Source organism: Pseudomonas sp. CC120222-01a, assembly GCF_003097235.1.
GTDB lineage: Bacteria > Pseudomonadota > Gammaproteobacteria > Pseudomonadales > Pseudomonadaceae > Aquipseudomonas.
Genome location: NZ_QEQQ01000004.1, coordinates 55,734 through 69,190, shown reverse-complemented (window position 1 = coordinate 69,190; position 13,457 = coordinate 55,734). Strand labels below are relative to the sequence as shown.

Below are 13,457 nucleotides of genomic sequence, written 5' to 3'. Positions count from 1 at the left end.
CCTCAGAAGTCTCGCTTGTAGAAAATATCCAGGGAGCTTGCCAGCCCGCTGGCAGCCTCCAGATACACCTTCTTGCTCAGTTTGTAACGCAGCGCAATGGTGTTGGCCGGCTCGAAAACCCCGACCCCGTAGCGCAAGCTGAGCTTCTCGGTCAGGTTGCCGCTGGCCACCACGCTGGTACTGTTACCGGAGCCTTCGGTGTCCAGCTGGAAGTCATCGATCCCCAGGCCCGAGGCCAGGCTGCCGGTAAGCCCGGCACTGCCCGCCAGGCCCAGACCCAATGCCGCTTCGGCAAGCATGTTGTTGTCCTCACCGGTAGTCCCCAGCGGGCGGCCGAGCACCAGATAGGACAACGCCTGCTCCTGGCTCATGGCCGGTTCCGAGAACACCGTGGTGGTCGGTTGCTCGGCACTGCCACTCAGGCGGATACCGGCAATCACATCGTCGACCTTGCGGATGGCCTCGATATCCAGATAAGGCTGGTCGATCGGCCCGGCGAACAGCAGCCGTGCGCGGCGAATGGTCAGGCGCTGGCCGTAGGCACGGTAGCGACCATCGGCCAGGCTCAGTTCGCCACGGGTGTCCATGTTGTCGCCGATGTGCACATGGCCAAGCAGGTTGGCGGTCAGGCCGAAGCCGCTGAACGACAGCGTGTCTTGCCCTACGACCACGTCGATGTCCATGGCCATCGCCATGGGCGGTTTACCCTCTTCGGTCTGGTGGCCGACGATGACCGTGTCATCCGAGACCTTGACGGTCGAGGGTGGTAATTCGCGCACAACAATCTTGCCCTTGGGCACCAGCACCTTGCCGGTCACCGCCAGCTTGTCGTCGATCAGGCGCAGGTTCAGGTCTGGCGCGACGTCCAGTGTGGCGTAGGGCTCGACGGTCACGGGCAGGTGTTGGCCCTGCAGACGCAGGTCCATGCCCAGGGCCTGGCCCCAGGTCAGGTGACCGTTGAGCTGGCCGCGCCCGGCGTCGCCACTGCGCCAGCCGCCGTTGAGCTGCACCTGCTCGCCGGCGATCAAGGCCTGCAGCGAAAGGTCCTGCAGGCTGACCGGCAACTCGCCACCACTGACCTCGCCACCACTGAGCATGAGGTTGCCGTTGACCTGTGGCGCCAGCAACGTACCGGTCAAGCGCCCGCTGCCATTCAATTGCCCGGCTAGCCGCTCGACCATCGGCACGAACGGACGGGCAATCGACAAGTCCAGCCCAGCCAGGCGGAAGTCGCCCGACAGCGGTTTGTCCTTGCCCAGCGGATCGAGGCGCGTGTTCAGGCTCAGTTCACCCAGGCGTTCGCCGCGAAAATCCAGGCGCGTATCGACCCGGCGTGGCGCCAGTGTGCTGTCCAGGCGCAGCGCCTGGTAAGGGAAGTCGATCCAGCGGCCCTTGTCGCGAACGCGCAACGTACCGCCACTGGCATCGATACGCACGGTGCCTTTCGGGCCGCTGGCCGGAATATCCAGGTTCACGTCGGCATTGAGCATGCCCTGCCAGGCGAAGTCCTTCGGCAGCCATTGCGCCAGGCTTTCCAGCGGGAACTGCTTGAGGTGATAGCGCAGACGCGGTTCGGGCGCCAGGCGCTGGTCCTCACCGCACAGGCTGGCCTGACCGGAGCGCCAGCAGTGTGCACCGAAGTCCATCTGGCCACTGGCCAATCGCTGTAGGCGGGCCGGGGCCTGCAACTGCCAGTCCTGGCCGCCGGCCTGGATCCTGCCGCTGGCCAGGCGGCCACGCCAGTCGCCTTTGTTCAGTTGACCATCCAGGCCCAAGTCGAGCTTGAGTTGCGGACCATCCAGGGCCAGGGTCAGCGCCTGCTGACGGATGTCACCCTTGCCATTGGCCTGCAAGGTGCCCAGCAGCGTGTCGCCCAGGCGGATGCCGTTGGCCTTGAGGTCGATGACGCCCCGTTGAGCGCTGTCCAGACGGGCCTCCAGATCAAGCCGCTGGAGGCGGTTTTCCTCCTGTGCCAGTTGCTGGCCCTGCAGGGTCAGGTTGCCCTGCGGCGCGTTCAGCGTGCCGCTGACGTCCAGGCGCCCTGTTACCTGCCCTTGCAGCCTCGGCCAGAGTTGGCCGAGCCGCGGCAGGTTGAGGTCGACACGGCCGGCCAGGCGCTGCTGCAAGCTGCCGCTGCCGTTGATCCGGTTATCGCCCAATTGCACGGCCAGGGCGCCGAGCGTCCAGTTCTGCCCGGCCCCTTGGGCCTCGACCTTGAGCACCGCCGGCTGCCCGCGCAGGCGCCCCTTGAGGTCGAGCTGGGCATCCAGGCTGAGCTGCTCGCCTTTCATTTCACCTTTGCTGCGCAGCGGCCCGGCCAGGGTGCCGGGCAGCTCGGCGAGCCAGTACGCAGGGTCGAGGGCCGACAACTGCAGGTCGACGTCCCAGGCCAGGGTATCGGCGAAGCGCACCGCGACGCTGCCCGCCGCCTTGCCCTGCCCGGCCGTCAGCGCCAGCTGCGGCAAGCGCACCTGGCCCAGGTCACCGTCGAACGGGCTGGCCAGGGTGAACGCCCCGGCCGGGCCGTCGAGGTCACCGTTGAAGGTGCCCTGGTACTTGCCCTCCTGGTATTGAACCTGGGCATTGAATCGCTTGAGGGTAACCTGCGGCGGTGTTTCCAGCGGGTACAGGCGCAACCACGGAAAGTCCTGCCACTCCAGTTGGGCGTCGGCCTTGAGTGCCTGCTGCCAGTCAGCACTGGCCTGCAGCTTGACGCGCTGGGTATCGCTGGCGGTCAGGTCCAGCGCATCCAGCTTGGCGCCCTTGGCGTCCACCTTGCCGGTCAGTGCCAGTGCGATCGGTGCCTGCTCGGCCGGCAGGCTGGCGCTACCAGACAGTTGATAGCCCTTGAGCAGGTCGCCCTGGGCATCCAGCACGAGCTGGTTGAGTTGCAACGTGTCGGGCAACGAAGCCGTTGGTTTGAATGCGTCGGCGCGAATCTGCAGTTTTGCCGGCAAGTGTTCGGCAAGCGCCTGTACCGTCCCGTTCAGGCGGGCATCAAGGTAGCCGCTGCTGGTGGCATCGAGGGTTAGGGTTTTCTGCAACTCACCCGTTGCGTTCAGCGCCAGCTGCCATGCCTTGCCCTCTACCGCTGGCAATTGCACCTGGCCTTGCAGCTGCACCGGCCAATCGTCCTCAGGCTGCACATCACCCTGCACTTGCAGGCGCAAATCGTCACGTTGCAGCTGCAGGCTGTCGATGCGCAGGCCGCTCGCGGTCCAATGCGCCGCCAGGTGCAGGTCGCCGAGCAGATCACTGCCATCCAGGCGCAACTGCTCAACCTTTACCTCGCCCACCTCGATCGCCACTGGCAAGCGCAGCGCAGGTAACTGCAGCGGAGCGCTATCGGCCGGCTGATCGCTTGGCGCGAAGGCCATGTCGACCCGCTGGGCATGCAACTGGTCGATACACAGCGTGGCACGCATGAGGCATGCCGGCGACCAGCTCAATAGCGGCGCCTCCACTTGCACAGTGTTGCCGCCATCGACCCAACTCAAATGGCTGGCCTGCCAGGTGCCCGCCAAGCGGCCCTGGAAATCGTCGATCGTCAGCCCTAGCACCCGGCCGAGTGCCCAGCGGCTGCCACCTTCGGTGCCCAGCAACAGGCCCAGGGCCAGGGCCACCAGCAGCACACTGCCAAGTACGCCCAGCAGAATGAATTTCAACACACGCATCACAGCTCAGGCCCCATGGAGAAGTGCAGGCGGATACCGCCGTCGTCATCGAGCGCCTTGGCCAGGTCCAGGCGCAGCGGCCCTACCGGCGACACCCAGCGCACACCGATACCGACCCCCGTCTTGAGGCTGGGCAACTCCAACGTGTTGAACGCGTTGCCCTGGTCGATGAAGGTTGCCACCCGCCATTTTTCGGCCAGCGAATACTGGTACTCGACACTGCCGGCGACCAGGTAGCGGCCACCGATGCGGTCGCCGTCGCTGTTCTTCGGCGACAGGGTCTGGTAGTCGTAGCCGCGCACGCTCTGGTCGCCACCGGCGAAGAAGCGCAGCGACGGCGGAATGTTGTTCTTGTAGCCATTGGTGGCACTGCCACCGAACTGCACCCGGCCGAGGAAGCGGTGGTTGTGGCCGAGGGTGGTCAGCCCCTTGAGCAGGACATTGCCATGCAACAGGTTGGTGTCGGACACCAGCCCTTCCTTGGCCACCTGGGTGTCGAACTGCAAGCGGTAGCCGTTGTGCGGGTCGATGCGGTTGTCACTGCGCAGGTAGGAAAAGCTCACGCCCGGCATCAACAGGTTGCTCAGCCCCGAATCGTCGCCCAGGCGATACTCTTCGCGCTGGTACTTGAGCGAGATCACCCGCTGCCAGCCGCTGGCCAGCTTGCTGTGCCACTCCGGGCCGACGGTCAGCAGCTTGCTGAGGGTGTCGGTGCCGGCGATTTCCTCGTTCTGGTAGCCGCCGGCGAAACGCAGCTTGTCGGTCAAGGGTGGGTCCAGGGGCACGTCGTACCACAAGCCGACGTTCTGCCGCGGTGCCGAAAGCTCGGTTTCCCAGCCATAACTGTGGCCTTGCGGGTTGACCCAGTGCCGCGTCCAGTTGGCCTTGCCACGCGGCCCGACGTCGGTCGAGAAGCCCAGGCCCAAGCCCATTGTGCGCGGTTTGCGGGTGTCAAGGCGGACGTCCACCGGGATGTCTTCGCCTACCGCTGCGGTGGGCGCGGCATCCACCCGCACGCCTTCGAAATAGCCGCTCGATTGCAGGTCGTTGTTGAGTTGGGCGATCAGTTCGGAGTCGTAGGGCGTGCCGGGCTTGAACGAGACCATGCGCTGCAGCAGGTCTTCGTCGAGCGGCGTGTCGCCACTGAATTTCACGGCCCCGAGGCGATAACGCGGACCGCTCTGGTAAACCAGTTCGATATCGGCCACGCCGGCCTGAGGGTCGACTGCCAGGCGCTGGCGGGTGAAGTGGCCATTGAAGAAGCCATAGCGCGAAGCCTGGTTCTGGATCAGCCGCTTGGCGTCTTCGTACAGGCCGTGATTGAGCTGTTCGCCCGCGCGCAGGGCGCGGCTGTCAGGTACGCGAAAGGCCTTCATCTCGCTGGCCGGCCCTTCGATACGTACGGTCACGTTGCGCAGGCGCACCGGCTCGCCGGGGTCGATCTTGATGATCAGTTGTGGGTGCTGGTCGGCCTTGGCGGGCGGCTTGACCTCGGTGTCGATCTGCGCCTGATAGTAGCCAAGTGCCTGCGCGGCCTTGCGCGCCTGCTCCTGAGCCCCGCGACTGAAACGCAGCAGCGCTTCTTCATCGCGGTCACCAAGGGTACCAATGTAGCCTTCGACATTGGCCTTGAGCTCCTTGTTGGCAGGTTTTACCTTCACCAGCAACTCGCTCTGGCCCCATGCTGCAAAACTGGCGGCCCAGAAAACCAGGCCCCAGGTTAGTCTTCCTGAATACGTCATGCGGCGCATGCTACCAGAGCCAGGCGCTCAAGGGAGGCGCCTGGCGGCCTTCTTCAAGCAATTGATGACATGGATGACACTGGATTGGGGTGAAAGAACACCCTTTCCCGGATTGGCCCTACAGCCACTTCGCCTATCTCTTCATAGCCCTGGCGCGCGTAAAACGCCAGGTAATGCTCGTTGCCGGAGTCCAGCACCACGCCCTGGGTATTGGGGTCTTCCGCGCACCAGTCGTGAACAGCTTGTAACAATTGTTCGCCGTAGTGAGCACCGCGAAACTGTGGGTGCACCCCCAGCAATGGCAGCATGTGCACCTGTTCACTCGGCAGGCAGCTGGCCAGCGCCGCCTGGTAATCCATGTAGCGCCGGGTGCAGCGCTGGCCGGTGCCCAGCAGCATGCGCAAGCGCCAGGCCCAACTATCGGCCACACCCAGGCGACGTTGCGGCGGCACGATCAGGGCCAGGGCGATCAGGCGGTCATCCAGCAGCAGGCCGATGGCCGGCAACTGCAGATAGAAGTGCTGGCGTACCCACTCGCGCACCATCACCCGCAACCTGCGTTCGTAGCCCGGGCGCTGGGCCTCGAAGATATAGGCGAAGGTCGGTTCGTGGCGGTAGGCGTTGTACAGCAGCGAACGCGCCTCACGGCTGTAGCCGTCATCGAGGGTGCAGATGCGCGCCTGGGCGGCAGTGGCTTCGAGCATGGCAGGTCGTCCTCCTGGAAAGGGCATGTCAGTGCCTTGGAGGTGCTCCACAGCGCATCGTTCACCTCATCCAGCACGTTAGCAGCGCCTTGGCCAAGCCGCCACGCTGGTGATGAACGCCGATGTCGGCTAGCATCCGGCCTTTTACCAGGATTGTCTTTCCATGAAGATCGTCTGTTTCAACATCAACGGCCTGCGGGCCCGCCCGCACCAGCTGGCGGCGCTGATCGAAAAGCACCAGCCGGACGTGATCGGCCTGCAGGAAACCAAGGTCAGCGACGATCAGTTCCCCCTGGCCGATGTCCAGGCATTGGGCTACCACGTGCACTACCACGGCCAGAAAGGCCACTACGGGGTCGCCCTGCTCTCGCGCCAGGCGCCGCTGAGCCTGTTCAAGGGCTTTGCCACGGATGAAGAAGATGCCCAGCGCCGCTTCATCTGGGGCACCTTCGCCGATGCCGACGGCAACCCGATCACCGTCATGAACGGCTACTTCCCGCAAGGTGAAAGCCGTGACCACCCCACCAAGTTCCCGGCCAAGCAGCGTTTCTACAGCGATCTGCAGGCGTTGCTCGAAGGGCAGTTCAAGAACGACCAGCCGGTACTGGTGATGGGCGACATGAACATCTCGCCCCAGGACTGCGATATCGGTATCGGCCCGGACAACGCCAAACGCTGGCTGAAGACTGGCAAGTGCAGCTTCCTGCCGGAAGAGCGCGAGTGGATGGAGCGCCTCAAGGGCTGGGGCCTGGTGGACAGCTTCCGCCATCTGCACCCGGAGGTGGCCGACCGCTTCAGCTGGTTCGACTACCGCAGCCGCGGCTTCGAGGACGAACCCAAGCGCGGCCTGCGCATCGACCTGATCATGGCCTCCCAGGCACTGGTGCCGCGGATCAAGGCGGCCGGCGTGGACTATGAGCTGCGTGGGATGGAAAAGCCGTCAGACCATGCGCCGATCTGGCTCGAATTGAGCTGACCTGATCCGACGCTTTCGCGGGCTTGCCCGCGAAGAGGCACACACGATAGCCGTTAAAGCCCCAGGCGCAACGCCTCCCCTACCCCCGCCCCTCGCCCATCGTCCGCCGCGCTGACCAGGGCAAAGTTGTACGCCCCATGCGACCAGTACCGCGCCTCCAGTTGCCCGTCGACCCGCTGCCCCTGCGGCATGCGCTCATAGCGGTCACCCGGTGAACGCAGGAACAGGCTGATGCGCTGGCCGTTGCGGTCCTGGAACACCAGCAGCGCCGCCGGCCCCTGCTCGTTACTGAGCAAGCGCGCGCCCACCGGCTGAAAGCCGTAACCCGCCAGGTCAGGCAGCTGCCCCACGCGGCTGAAATGCCGGCCCAGCCAGTCGCGCAGCTGCGCCGGGTCGCTGGCCTGGATATCCAGTGCCTCACTGCCGGCAAACAACCGATGGGCCTGCACCGCATCGGCCATCGGCAGTTCATTGCTGGCCAAGGTCACCTGCCGTGCCTGCCAGCCACCCAACCCGCCGACGCCCATGGCCAGCAGCAACACCGCTGCTGAAGCCAGCCGCCGCTGCCGGCGCTGGCGCACCCGCTGCTGCACCTGGCGCAGGTCGAGCGTGGCCGCACCAGGCTGCTCGGCAAACCCTGCCAGGGCCGCGCGCAGGCGCCGGGCGTCATTGCGCCAGGCCTCGACCCGCGCCGCTTGCTGCGGGTTGGCCGCCAGCCAGGCCTGTACCTCGGCGCGCCGCGCCGGCTCCAGGCGGTCGTCGATGTAGGCGTGCAGCTCGTCTTCACCAGGGATCAGGCGTGTCATTTGAGTCTCCGCAAGGCCGGCGGCTGGGGGTTGCCCTCGGTCAGTTCGCGCAAGGCGGCACGGGCGCGCGACAGGCGCGACATCACCGTACCAATGGGGATTTCCAGGGCTGCGGCCGCGTCCTTGTAACTCAGCCCTTCGATGCTGACCAGCAGCAGCAAGGCCCGCTGCTCGGTCGACAGCTGGGCGAAGGCCTGCAAGTCGGCCTGGGCCAGGACGATATCCTCGGTATTGTCGCCCACCGCTTCGTGTTCCACGGCGCTGCGGCCGAACCACGACAGCCAGCGAGCATGCAAACGCTCGCGGCGTTTACCGTCGAGAAACAGCCGATAAAGAATGGTGAACAGCCAGGCGCGCAGGGCCTCGGCTTCGCGTTGCTGGCCACGGCGGCTCAGGGCGCGCTCGACCGTGGCCTGGACCAGGTCATCGGCACTGCCGGGTTCACGGGTCAGCCACACGGCAAAGCGGCGCAGGCGCTGCAACAGTTCACGCCATTGCTGTTCGTCCAGATCGTGCATGGTCAGGTACCGGGCGCTGGGGTTGTCAGTGTATGGGGCAGACGCCTGGCAAGAAAATCTATTCCCGCCGATGGAATAAGTTTTTCCCTGCCCCGTCGTACCGGCACCTTCACTGAACCGGATGACCACCATGAATTCACCCTTGCAAGGCCCCGCCAAGGCGCTGCGCCTGGCCGGCATAGGCGCCGTGATGCTGGCGCTGGGCGCAGGCTTCGCCTATGCCGCAGGCTGGATCGGCGGGCCGCAACTGACCCCGCAACGCATCATCGACACCTTCGAGGCCCAGGCCGGCCACCATCCAGGCTACCGCAAGAACCACGCCAAGGGCCTGTGCGTCAGCGGCTACTTCCAGCCCAGCGGCCAGGCCGCGAGCTTGTCGACTGCACGGGCCTTCAGCCAGGCGCGGGTGCCGGTGATCGGCCGCTTCGCCATCGGCGGCGCCAACCCGTTCGCCCCGGATACCGGCGTGCCGGTGCGCAGCCTGGCCATCCAGCTGAGTACCGATGACGGCCAGGTCTGGCGTACCGGCATGAACAACCCGCCGGTGCTGGCGGTCAGCACCCCGCAGGGCTTCTACGACCAGGTGCTGGCAGGCGCGCCAGACCCGGCCACCGGCAAGCCAGACCCAGCCAAGCTGCAGGCATTCTTCGCCGCCCACCCGGAAAGCGCGGCATTTCGCCAATGGGCGGCGGGCTACAAGCCCAGCGACAGCTTCGCCAGCACCCAGTACCACAGCATCAACGCCTTCCGCCTGATCGATGCCAGCGGCACGGCGCACCCGGTGCGCTGGCTGCTCGAACCGCAAACGCCCTTCACCGCCCTGCCCGGCCAGGTCGACGACAAGCAGTTCCTCCAGCACGACCTGCAACAGCGCCTGACCCAAGGTCCACTGCGCTGGACCCTGCGCCTGGTGCTGGCCGACCCGGGCGATGCAGTGGACGATCCGGCCCGCCCATGGCCAGCCGAGCGCCGTAGCGTCGATGCAGGCACCCTGGTGGTCGAACAGGTCGACGCCCCCGAACAAGGCGCCTGCCGTGACCTGAACTTCGACCCATTGATCCTGCCCAGCGGCATCGAACCGTCCGCCGACCCGATTCTCGCCGCCCGTTCGGCAGCCTATTCGGAATCCTTCAACCGCCGCAGCCGCGAGACCCTCGGCGCAGGAGCACAGCGATGAAACCTGAAGTCTTCCACCCCTTGGCGCGCCTGGTGCACTGGCTGATGGCGATCCTGATCATCGGCATGCTGTTCATCGGCGTGAGCATGGTCGGCGACCTGTCACCGCGCCACCCGTTGCTGGTCGAACTGCACAAGGCCACGGGCCTGGCCTTGCTGGTACTGGTGATCGTGCGCATTGGCCTGCGCCTGACCTTGCCACATCCGCCATTGCCCGCCGACCTGCCGGCGTTTCAACGTTTTGCCGCAGGCGCCTCGCACCTGCTGCTCTACGGCCTGATGCTGGCCATGCCGCTGCTGGGCTGGGCAATGCTGTCGGCGGGCGGCTACCCACGCCCCCTGCAACTGCCGGCAATCGCCCCGCACGACCTGCAACTGTATGCCGTGCTGCGCCAGGCCCATGGCTGGGCCGGCTACCTGCTGTTCGCCACGGTGCTGGTGCACCTGGGCGCTGCGCTGATGCATGCCTTGGTGCGCAGGGACGGCGTGTTGCGTAGCATGTGGCCAGGCCCCGTGCGGCGCAGCGAATGACAGGCTGATGCCCGGGCGGGCTCGACAAACAACAATTATTCTCATTAAGCTCGACAGCTTTCTTGTCGACCTGCCCTGGACTGCCTGATGAACGTCGCAAAGGATCCTGCATTACTGACACCCGCCAACACCCTGGACATGCGCCCGTTACTGCTGGCCAACATGGCCTGCACCATGTCGATGATGGCCTTCGTCGCGCTGATCGGGCCGATCTCGCGCCTGCTCGGCATGGCCACCTGGCAAGCCGGCGCAGCGGTAACCGTGGCCGGTGTGGTCTGGGTACTGCTGGCCCGCCCATGGGGGCGGTTGTCCGACCGCGTGGGGCGTCGCCGCATCCTGCTGCTGGGTAGCGCCGGCTTCACCCTGGCCTACTGGCTGCTGTGCCTGTTCGTCGAAGGGGCGCTGCGCTGGCTGCCGGGGGCGGGCCTGGCGTTCGTCGGCCTGATGCTGGCACGCGGTTGCATCGGCGCCTTCTACGCCGCCATCCCGGTGGGCTGCAACGCGCTGATCGCCGACCATGTCGAGCCACAGCGCCGGGCGCGGGCCATGGCTTCGCTGGGCGCGGCGAATGCCGTGGGCCTGGTGGTGGGGCCGGCGCTGGCAGCCGTGCTGGCACAGCACAGCCTCAGCCTGCCGTTCCATGTCATGTCACTGCTGCCGGCCAGCGCGTTCCTGGTGCTGCTGTTCAAGCTCAAGCCCCAACCCCTTGCGCAAAGCCATGCGCCCAGCCCTGTCCGGCTCAGCGACCCGCGCCTGCGCCGGCCACTGCTGGTGGCGTTCAGCGCCATGCTCAGCGTCACGGTGTCGCAGATCGTCGTCGGTTTCTTCGCCCTCGACCGCCTGCAGCTGGCGCCGACCGATGCCGCCCAGGCGGCCGGCATCGCCCTGACCACCGTCGGGGTGGCGCTGATCCTGTCGCAGGTGCTGCTGCGCCAACTGGAGTGGCCGCCATTGAAGATGATCCGGGTCGGCGCCAGCGTGTCGGCACTGGGTTTCGCCTGTGGCGCACTGGCCACCACGGCGCCCTGGCTGTGGAGTTGCTACTTTGTTGCCGCAGCCGGCATGGGCTTTGTGTTCCCGGCGTTTTCCGCGCTGGCGGCCAATGCCATGCAGGCCTCGGAACAAGGCGCCACTGCGGGCTCGATTGGCGCAGCCCAGGGCATGGGCGCGGTGATCGGCCCGCTGGCTGGAACACTGGTCTACGCCCTGGATCCACGCCTGCCGTTCCTGGCAGTGGCGCTGCTGTTGCTGCTGGTCGGGCTGTGGCCGCTGCCGCGTGACCAACGCCCCTGAAAGCACAGCGCGCAAGCGTGCAGAGTGTGTTTTAATGCGTCGCTAATTATTTTAAACACCTCTGATTACAAGGCGGCTATGGACACGGGGACGCGACTCAAACTGGTGCGTGAACGCAACAACCTCTCCCAACGGGAACTCGCCCGCCGCAGCGGGTTGACCAACTCGACGATCTCGCAGATCGAACAGAACCGTGTCAGCCCTTCGGTCAGCTCCCTGAAAAAACTCCTCGAAGGGATCCCCATGACCCTCGCCGAGTTCTTCAGCTTTGACGAGCCGGTGCGCGAAGAGCGCTTCGTGTTCCGCGCCAGCGAGCAGCCTGACCTGGGCCGCAATGGCCTGCGCATGCTGCTGGTCGGCGCCAGCGTCGAGGCCCGGCAGATGCGCATGCTGCGCGAGCTGTATGCCCCGGGTGCCGATTCCGGCGAACCGATCGTGCATGCCGAAGGCGAAGAATGTGGCCTGGTCACCCGTGGCACCGTGGAACTGTGGGTCGATGGCCAGGTGAGCATCCTCAACTCGGGCGATGGTTACTACATCCCCACTACCCTGCCGCACAGTTTCAAGAACATTGGCCAGGACGAGGCGGAGATCATCAGCGCCAACACCCCGGCGAATTTCTGAGCCAGGTTTGGCCTCGCCCCCGTGGCGAGGCCATCCAGCCTCAACGGCTCAACGCTTGCGCGACGAAATCCAGGCGGTCCTGGCCGAAGAACATCTCCCCGTCGACAAAGCAGGTCGGCGCACCGAACACACCCCGCGCAACCGCCTCTTCGGTCACTCGCTTGAGTTCGGCCTTGACCTCGCCATCCGCCGCCAGCGCATGAAATGCCCCAGGGTCGAAGCCAGCCTGGCCGAGCGTTTCATCCAGTACCGCGCCATCACTCAAGTTGCGTCGCTGTTCCCACAGTCCCTTGAACAGCGCGGCCAACAACGCTTCGAATTGCGCTGACGCCCGAAGCTGCATGCCGATGGCGCCGCGCATCAGGGTCAGCGTGTTGACCGGGAACCCCGGCGGCAGCCCGAATGGCACGCCATAACGGCGGGCATAACGGCCCAGGTCGGTGAACATGTAGCGGCCCTTGGCAGGGATCATCGCTGGCGAAGCGTTGCCGGTGGCCTGGAACACCCCACCCAGCAGCATGGGCCGGTAGACCAGGGTTGCGCCATGCCGGGCGCACAGTGCAGGCAACTGGGTCCAGGCCAGGTAGCTGGCCGGGCTGCCCAGGTCGAAGTAGAACTCCACGGTCTTGCTCATACGTCACTCTCCTTGGTCAGTCAGGCTTACCAGCGTTCCATCCACGGGCGCAGGTCCAGTTCGAAGGTCCAGGCATCACGGGGCTGGGCATGCAGGAACCAGTAACTGTCGGCGATGTGCGCCGGGTCGAGAATGCCGTCCTGATCCTTCAGCGCGTAGCGTTCGGGGAACGTGTCGCGGATGAACGCGGTGTCGATGGCACCATCCACCACCACATGGGCCACGTGGATGTTCCGTGGGCCAAGCTCCCGCGCCATGCTCTGGGCCAGGGCGCGCAACCCGTGCTTTGCGCCGGCGAAGGCAGCGAAACCGGCAGCGCCGCGAGTGCCTGCGGTGGCCCCCGTGAAGAGGATGGTGCCGCGTTCACGGGTGACCATACGCCGGGCCACCGCCTGGGCGGTGAGGAAGCCGGCGAAGCAGGCCATTTCCCAGATCTTGAAGTATTTGCGCGGGGTCTCTTCAAGGATGCTGCACGGCACATTGGCGCCGATATTGAAGACAAAGGCTTCGATCGGGCCGATATCACGCTCGATGGTGTCGACCAGCTCGGCCACCTCCTCTTCTTTGCGCGCATCCGAGCCGAAGCCATGGGCCTGGCCCCCTTCAGCGCGGATCTCGTCGATCAGCGGCTGCAGCTTTTCGGCCTGACGCCGGGTGACACACGCGACATAACCCTCACGGGCAAAGCGCTTGGCGATCGCGCCACCGGTGGCGTCCCCGGCACCGATCACCAGCACCACTTTTTGTTGTTCTGCCATGCCTGCCTCCATTGGTGAATG

General features: G+C 65.7%; 12 protein-coding genes. 5 read left to right on the top strand and 7 right to left on the bottom strand.

Annotated elements, in window-relative coordinates; genetic code table 11:
* Positions 1-2: 2 nt before the first annotated feature.
* Genes N430_RS07410 through N430_RS07400 form a run of 3 tightly spaced genes read right to left on the bottom strand, consistent with a single transcriptional unit; the run spans position 3 to position 6,120 of the window.
* Positions 3-3,677, bottom strand: coding sequence for a translocation/assembly module TamB domain-containing protein (locus N430_RS07410; protein ID WP_110635339.1), 3,675 nt, complete (start codon positions 3,675-3,677; stop codon positions 3-5).
* Positions 3,674-5,416, bottom strand: coding sequence for an autotransporter assembly complex family protein (locus N430_RS07405; RefSeq protein WP_110635563.1), 1,743 nt, complete (start codon positions 5,414-5,416; stop codon positions 3,674-3,676). Before N430_RS07405 ends, N430_RS07410 begins: the two co-directional genes overlap by 4 nt.
* Positions 5,417-5,469: 53 nt before the next feature.
* Positions 5,470-6,120: an N-acetyltransferase gene (locus N430_RS07400; protein WP_110635342.1), complete on the bottom strand. Its 651-nt coding sequence runs from the start codon at positions 6,118-6,120 to the stop codon at positions 5,470-5,472.
* A gap of 163 nt (positions 6,121-6,283) precedes the next feature.
* On the opposite strand from N430_RS07400, the gene xthA reads away from it, so the two are divergent.
* Positions 6,284-7,096, top strand: coding sequence for an exodeoxyribonuclease III (xthA, locus tag N430_RS07395; RefSeq protein ID WP_079227856.1), 813 nt, complete (start codon positions 6,284-6,286; stop codon positions 7,094-7,096).
* A 53-nt stretch (positions 7,097-7,149) separates the two neighbouring features.
* On the opposite strand, the gene N430_RS07390 is transcribed toward xthA, so the two are convergent.
* Together N430_RS07390 and N430_RS07385 are read right to left on the bottom strand one after the other, a co-directional pair.
* Complete coding sequence (locus N430_RS07390; RefSeq protein WP_110635345.1) at positions 7,150-7,902, bottom strand: anti-sigma factor; 753 nt, start codon at positions 7,900-7,902, stop codon at positions 7,150-7,152.
* Positions 7,899-8,420 carry a sigma-70 family RNA polymerase sigma factor gene (locus N430_RS07385; RefSeq protein ID WP_110635355.1) on the bottom strand — a complete coding sequence of 174 codons (522 nt, stop codon included), beginning with the start codon at positions 8,418-8,420 and terminating at the stop codon, positions 7,899-7,901. The genes N430_RS07390 and N430_RS07385 overlap by 4 nt, the downstream gene beginning before the upstream one ends.
* Positions 8,421-8,550: 130 nt before the next feature.
* Here N430_RS07385 and N430_RS07380 point away from each other — a divergent pair, with 130 nt between their 5' ends.
* The 4 genes from N430_RS07380 to N430_RS07365 all read left to right on the top strand — a co-directional run bounded on the left by N430_RS07380 (position 8,551) and on the right by N430_RS07365 (position 12,044).
* Complete coding sequence (locus tag N430_RS07380) at positions 8,551-9,597, top strand: catalase family peroxidase (protein WP_110635566.1); 1,047 nt, start codon at positions 8,551-8,553, stop codon at positions 9,595-9,597.
* The gene (locus N430_RS07375; protein WP_110635358.1) at positions 9,594-10,127 is read left to right on the top strand and encodes a cytochrome b; all 534 of its coding nucleotides are present in this window, start codon (positions 9,594-9,596) and stop codon (positions 10,125-10,127) included. Before N430_RS07380 ends, N430_RS07375 begins: the two co-directional genes overlap by 4 nt.
* Positions 10,128-10,214: 87 nt before the next feature.
* On the top strand, positions 10,215-11,420 hold the full coding sequence (locus N430_RS07370; protein ID WP_110635361.1) for an MFS transporter: 1,206 nt from the start codon (positions 10,215-10,217) through the stop codon (positions 11,418-11,420).
* Positions 11,421-11,498: 78 nt separating this feature from the next.
* On the top strand, positions 11,499-12,044 hold the full coding sequence (locus tag N430_RS07365; protein ID WP_027916793.1) for a cupin domain-containing protein: 546 nt from the start codon (positions 11,499-11,501) through the stop codon (positions 12,042-12,044).
* A 40-nt stretch (positions 12,045-12,084) separates the two neighbouring features.
* Here the strand turns inward: N430_RS07365 and N430_RS07360 are convergent, their stop codons facing one another.
* Both N430_RS07360 and N430_RS07355 read right to left on the bottom strand, forming a co-directional pair.
* The gene (locus tag N430_RS07360) at positions 12,085-12,678 is read right to left on the bottom strand and encodes a 2-hydroxychromene-2-carboxylate isomerase (RefSeq protein WP_110635364.1); all 594 of its coding nucleotides are present in this window, start codon (positions 12,676-12,678) and stop codon (positions 12,085-12,087) included.
* 26 nt (positions 12,679-12,704) lie between these two features.
* Positions 12,705-13,436: an SDR family oxidoreductase gene (locus N430_RS07355; RefSeq protein WP_110635372.1), complete on the bottom strand. Its 732-nt coding sequence runs from the start codon at positions 13,434-13,436 to the stop codon at positions 12,705-12,707.
* Positions 13,437-13,457: the final 21 nt, after the last annotated feature.

Coding starts and splice junctions, on each gene's coding strand:
- N430_RS07405 (WP_110635563.1), bottom strand. CDS start 5,416: ATGACGTATTCAGGAAGACTAACCTGGGGCCTGGTTTTCTGGGCCGCC.
- N430_RS07400 (WP_110635342.1), bottom strand. CDS start 6,120: ATGCTCGAAGCCACTGCCGCCCAGGCGCGCATCTGCACCCTCGATGAC.
- xthA (WP_079227856.1), top strand. CDS start 6,284: ATGAAGATCGTCTGTTTCAACATCAACGGCCTGCGGGCCCGCCCGCAC.
- N430_RS07390 (WP_110635345.1), bottom strand. CDS start 7,902: ATGACACGCCTGATCCCTGGTGAAGACGAGCTGCACGCCTACATCGAC.
- N430_RS07385 (WP_110635355.1), bottom strand. CDS start 8,420: ATGCACGATCTGGACGAACAGCAATGGCGTGAACTGTTGCAGCGCCTG.
- N430_RS07380 (WP_110635566.1), top strand. CDS start 8,551: ATGAATTCACCCTTGCAAGGCCCCGCCAAGGCGCTGCGCCTGGCCGGC.
- N430_RS07375 (WP_110635358.1), top strand. CDS start 9,594: ATGAAACCTGAAGTCTTCCACCCCTTGGCGCGCCTGGTGCACTGGCTG.
- N430_RS07370 (WP_110635361.1), top strand. CDS start 10,215: ATGAACGTCGCAAAGGATCCTGCATTACTGACACCCGCCAACACCCTG.
- N430_RS07365 (WP_027916793.1), top strand. CDS start 11,499: ATGGACACGGGGACGCGACTCAAACTGGTGCGTGAACGCAACAACCTC.
- N430_RS07360 (WP_110635364.1), bottom strand. CDS start 12,678: ATGAGCAAGACCGTGGAGTTCTACTTCGACCTGGGCAGCCCGGCCAGC.
- N430_RS07355 (WP_110635372.1), bottom strand. CDS start 13,436: ATGGCAGAACAACAAAAAGTGGTGCTGGTGATCGGTGCCGGGGACGCC.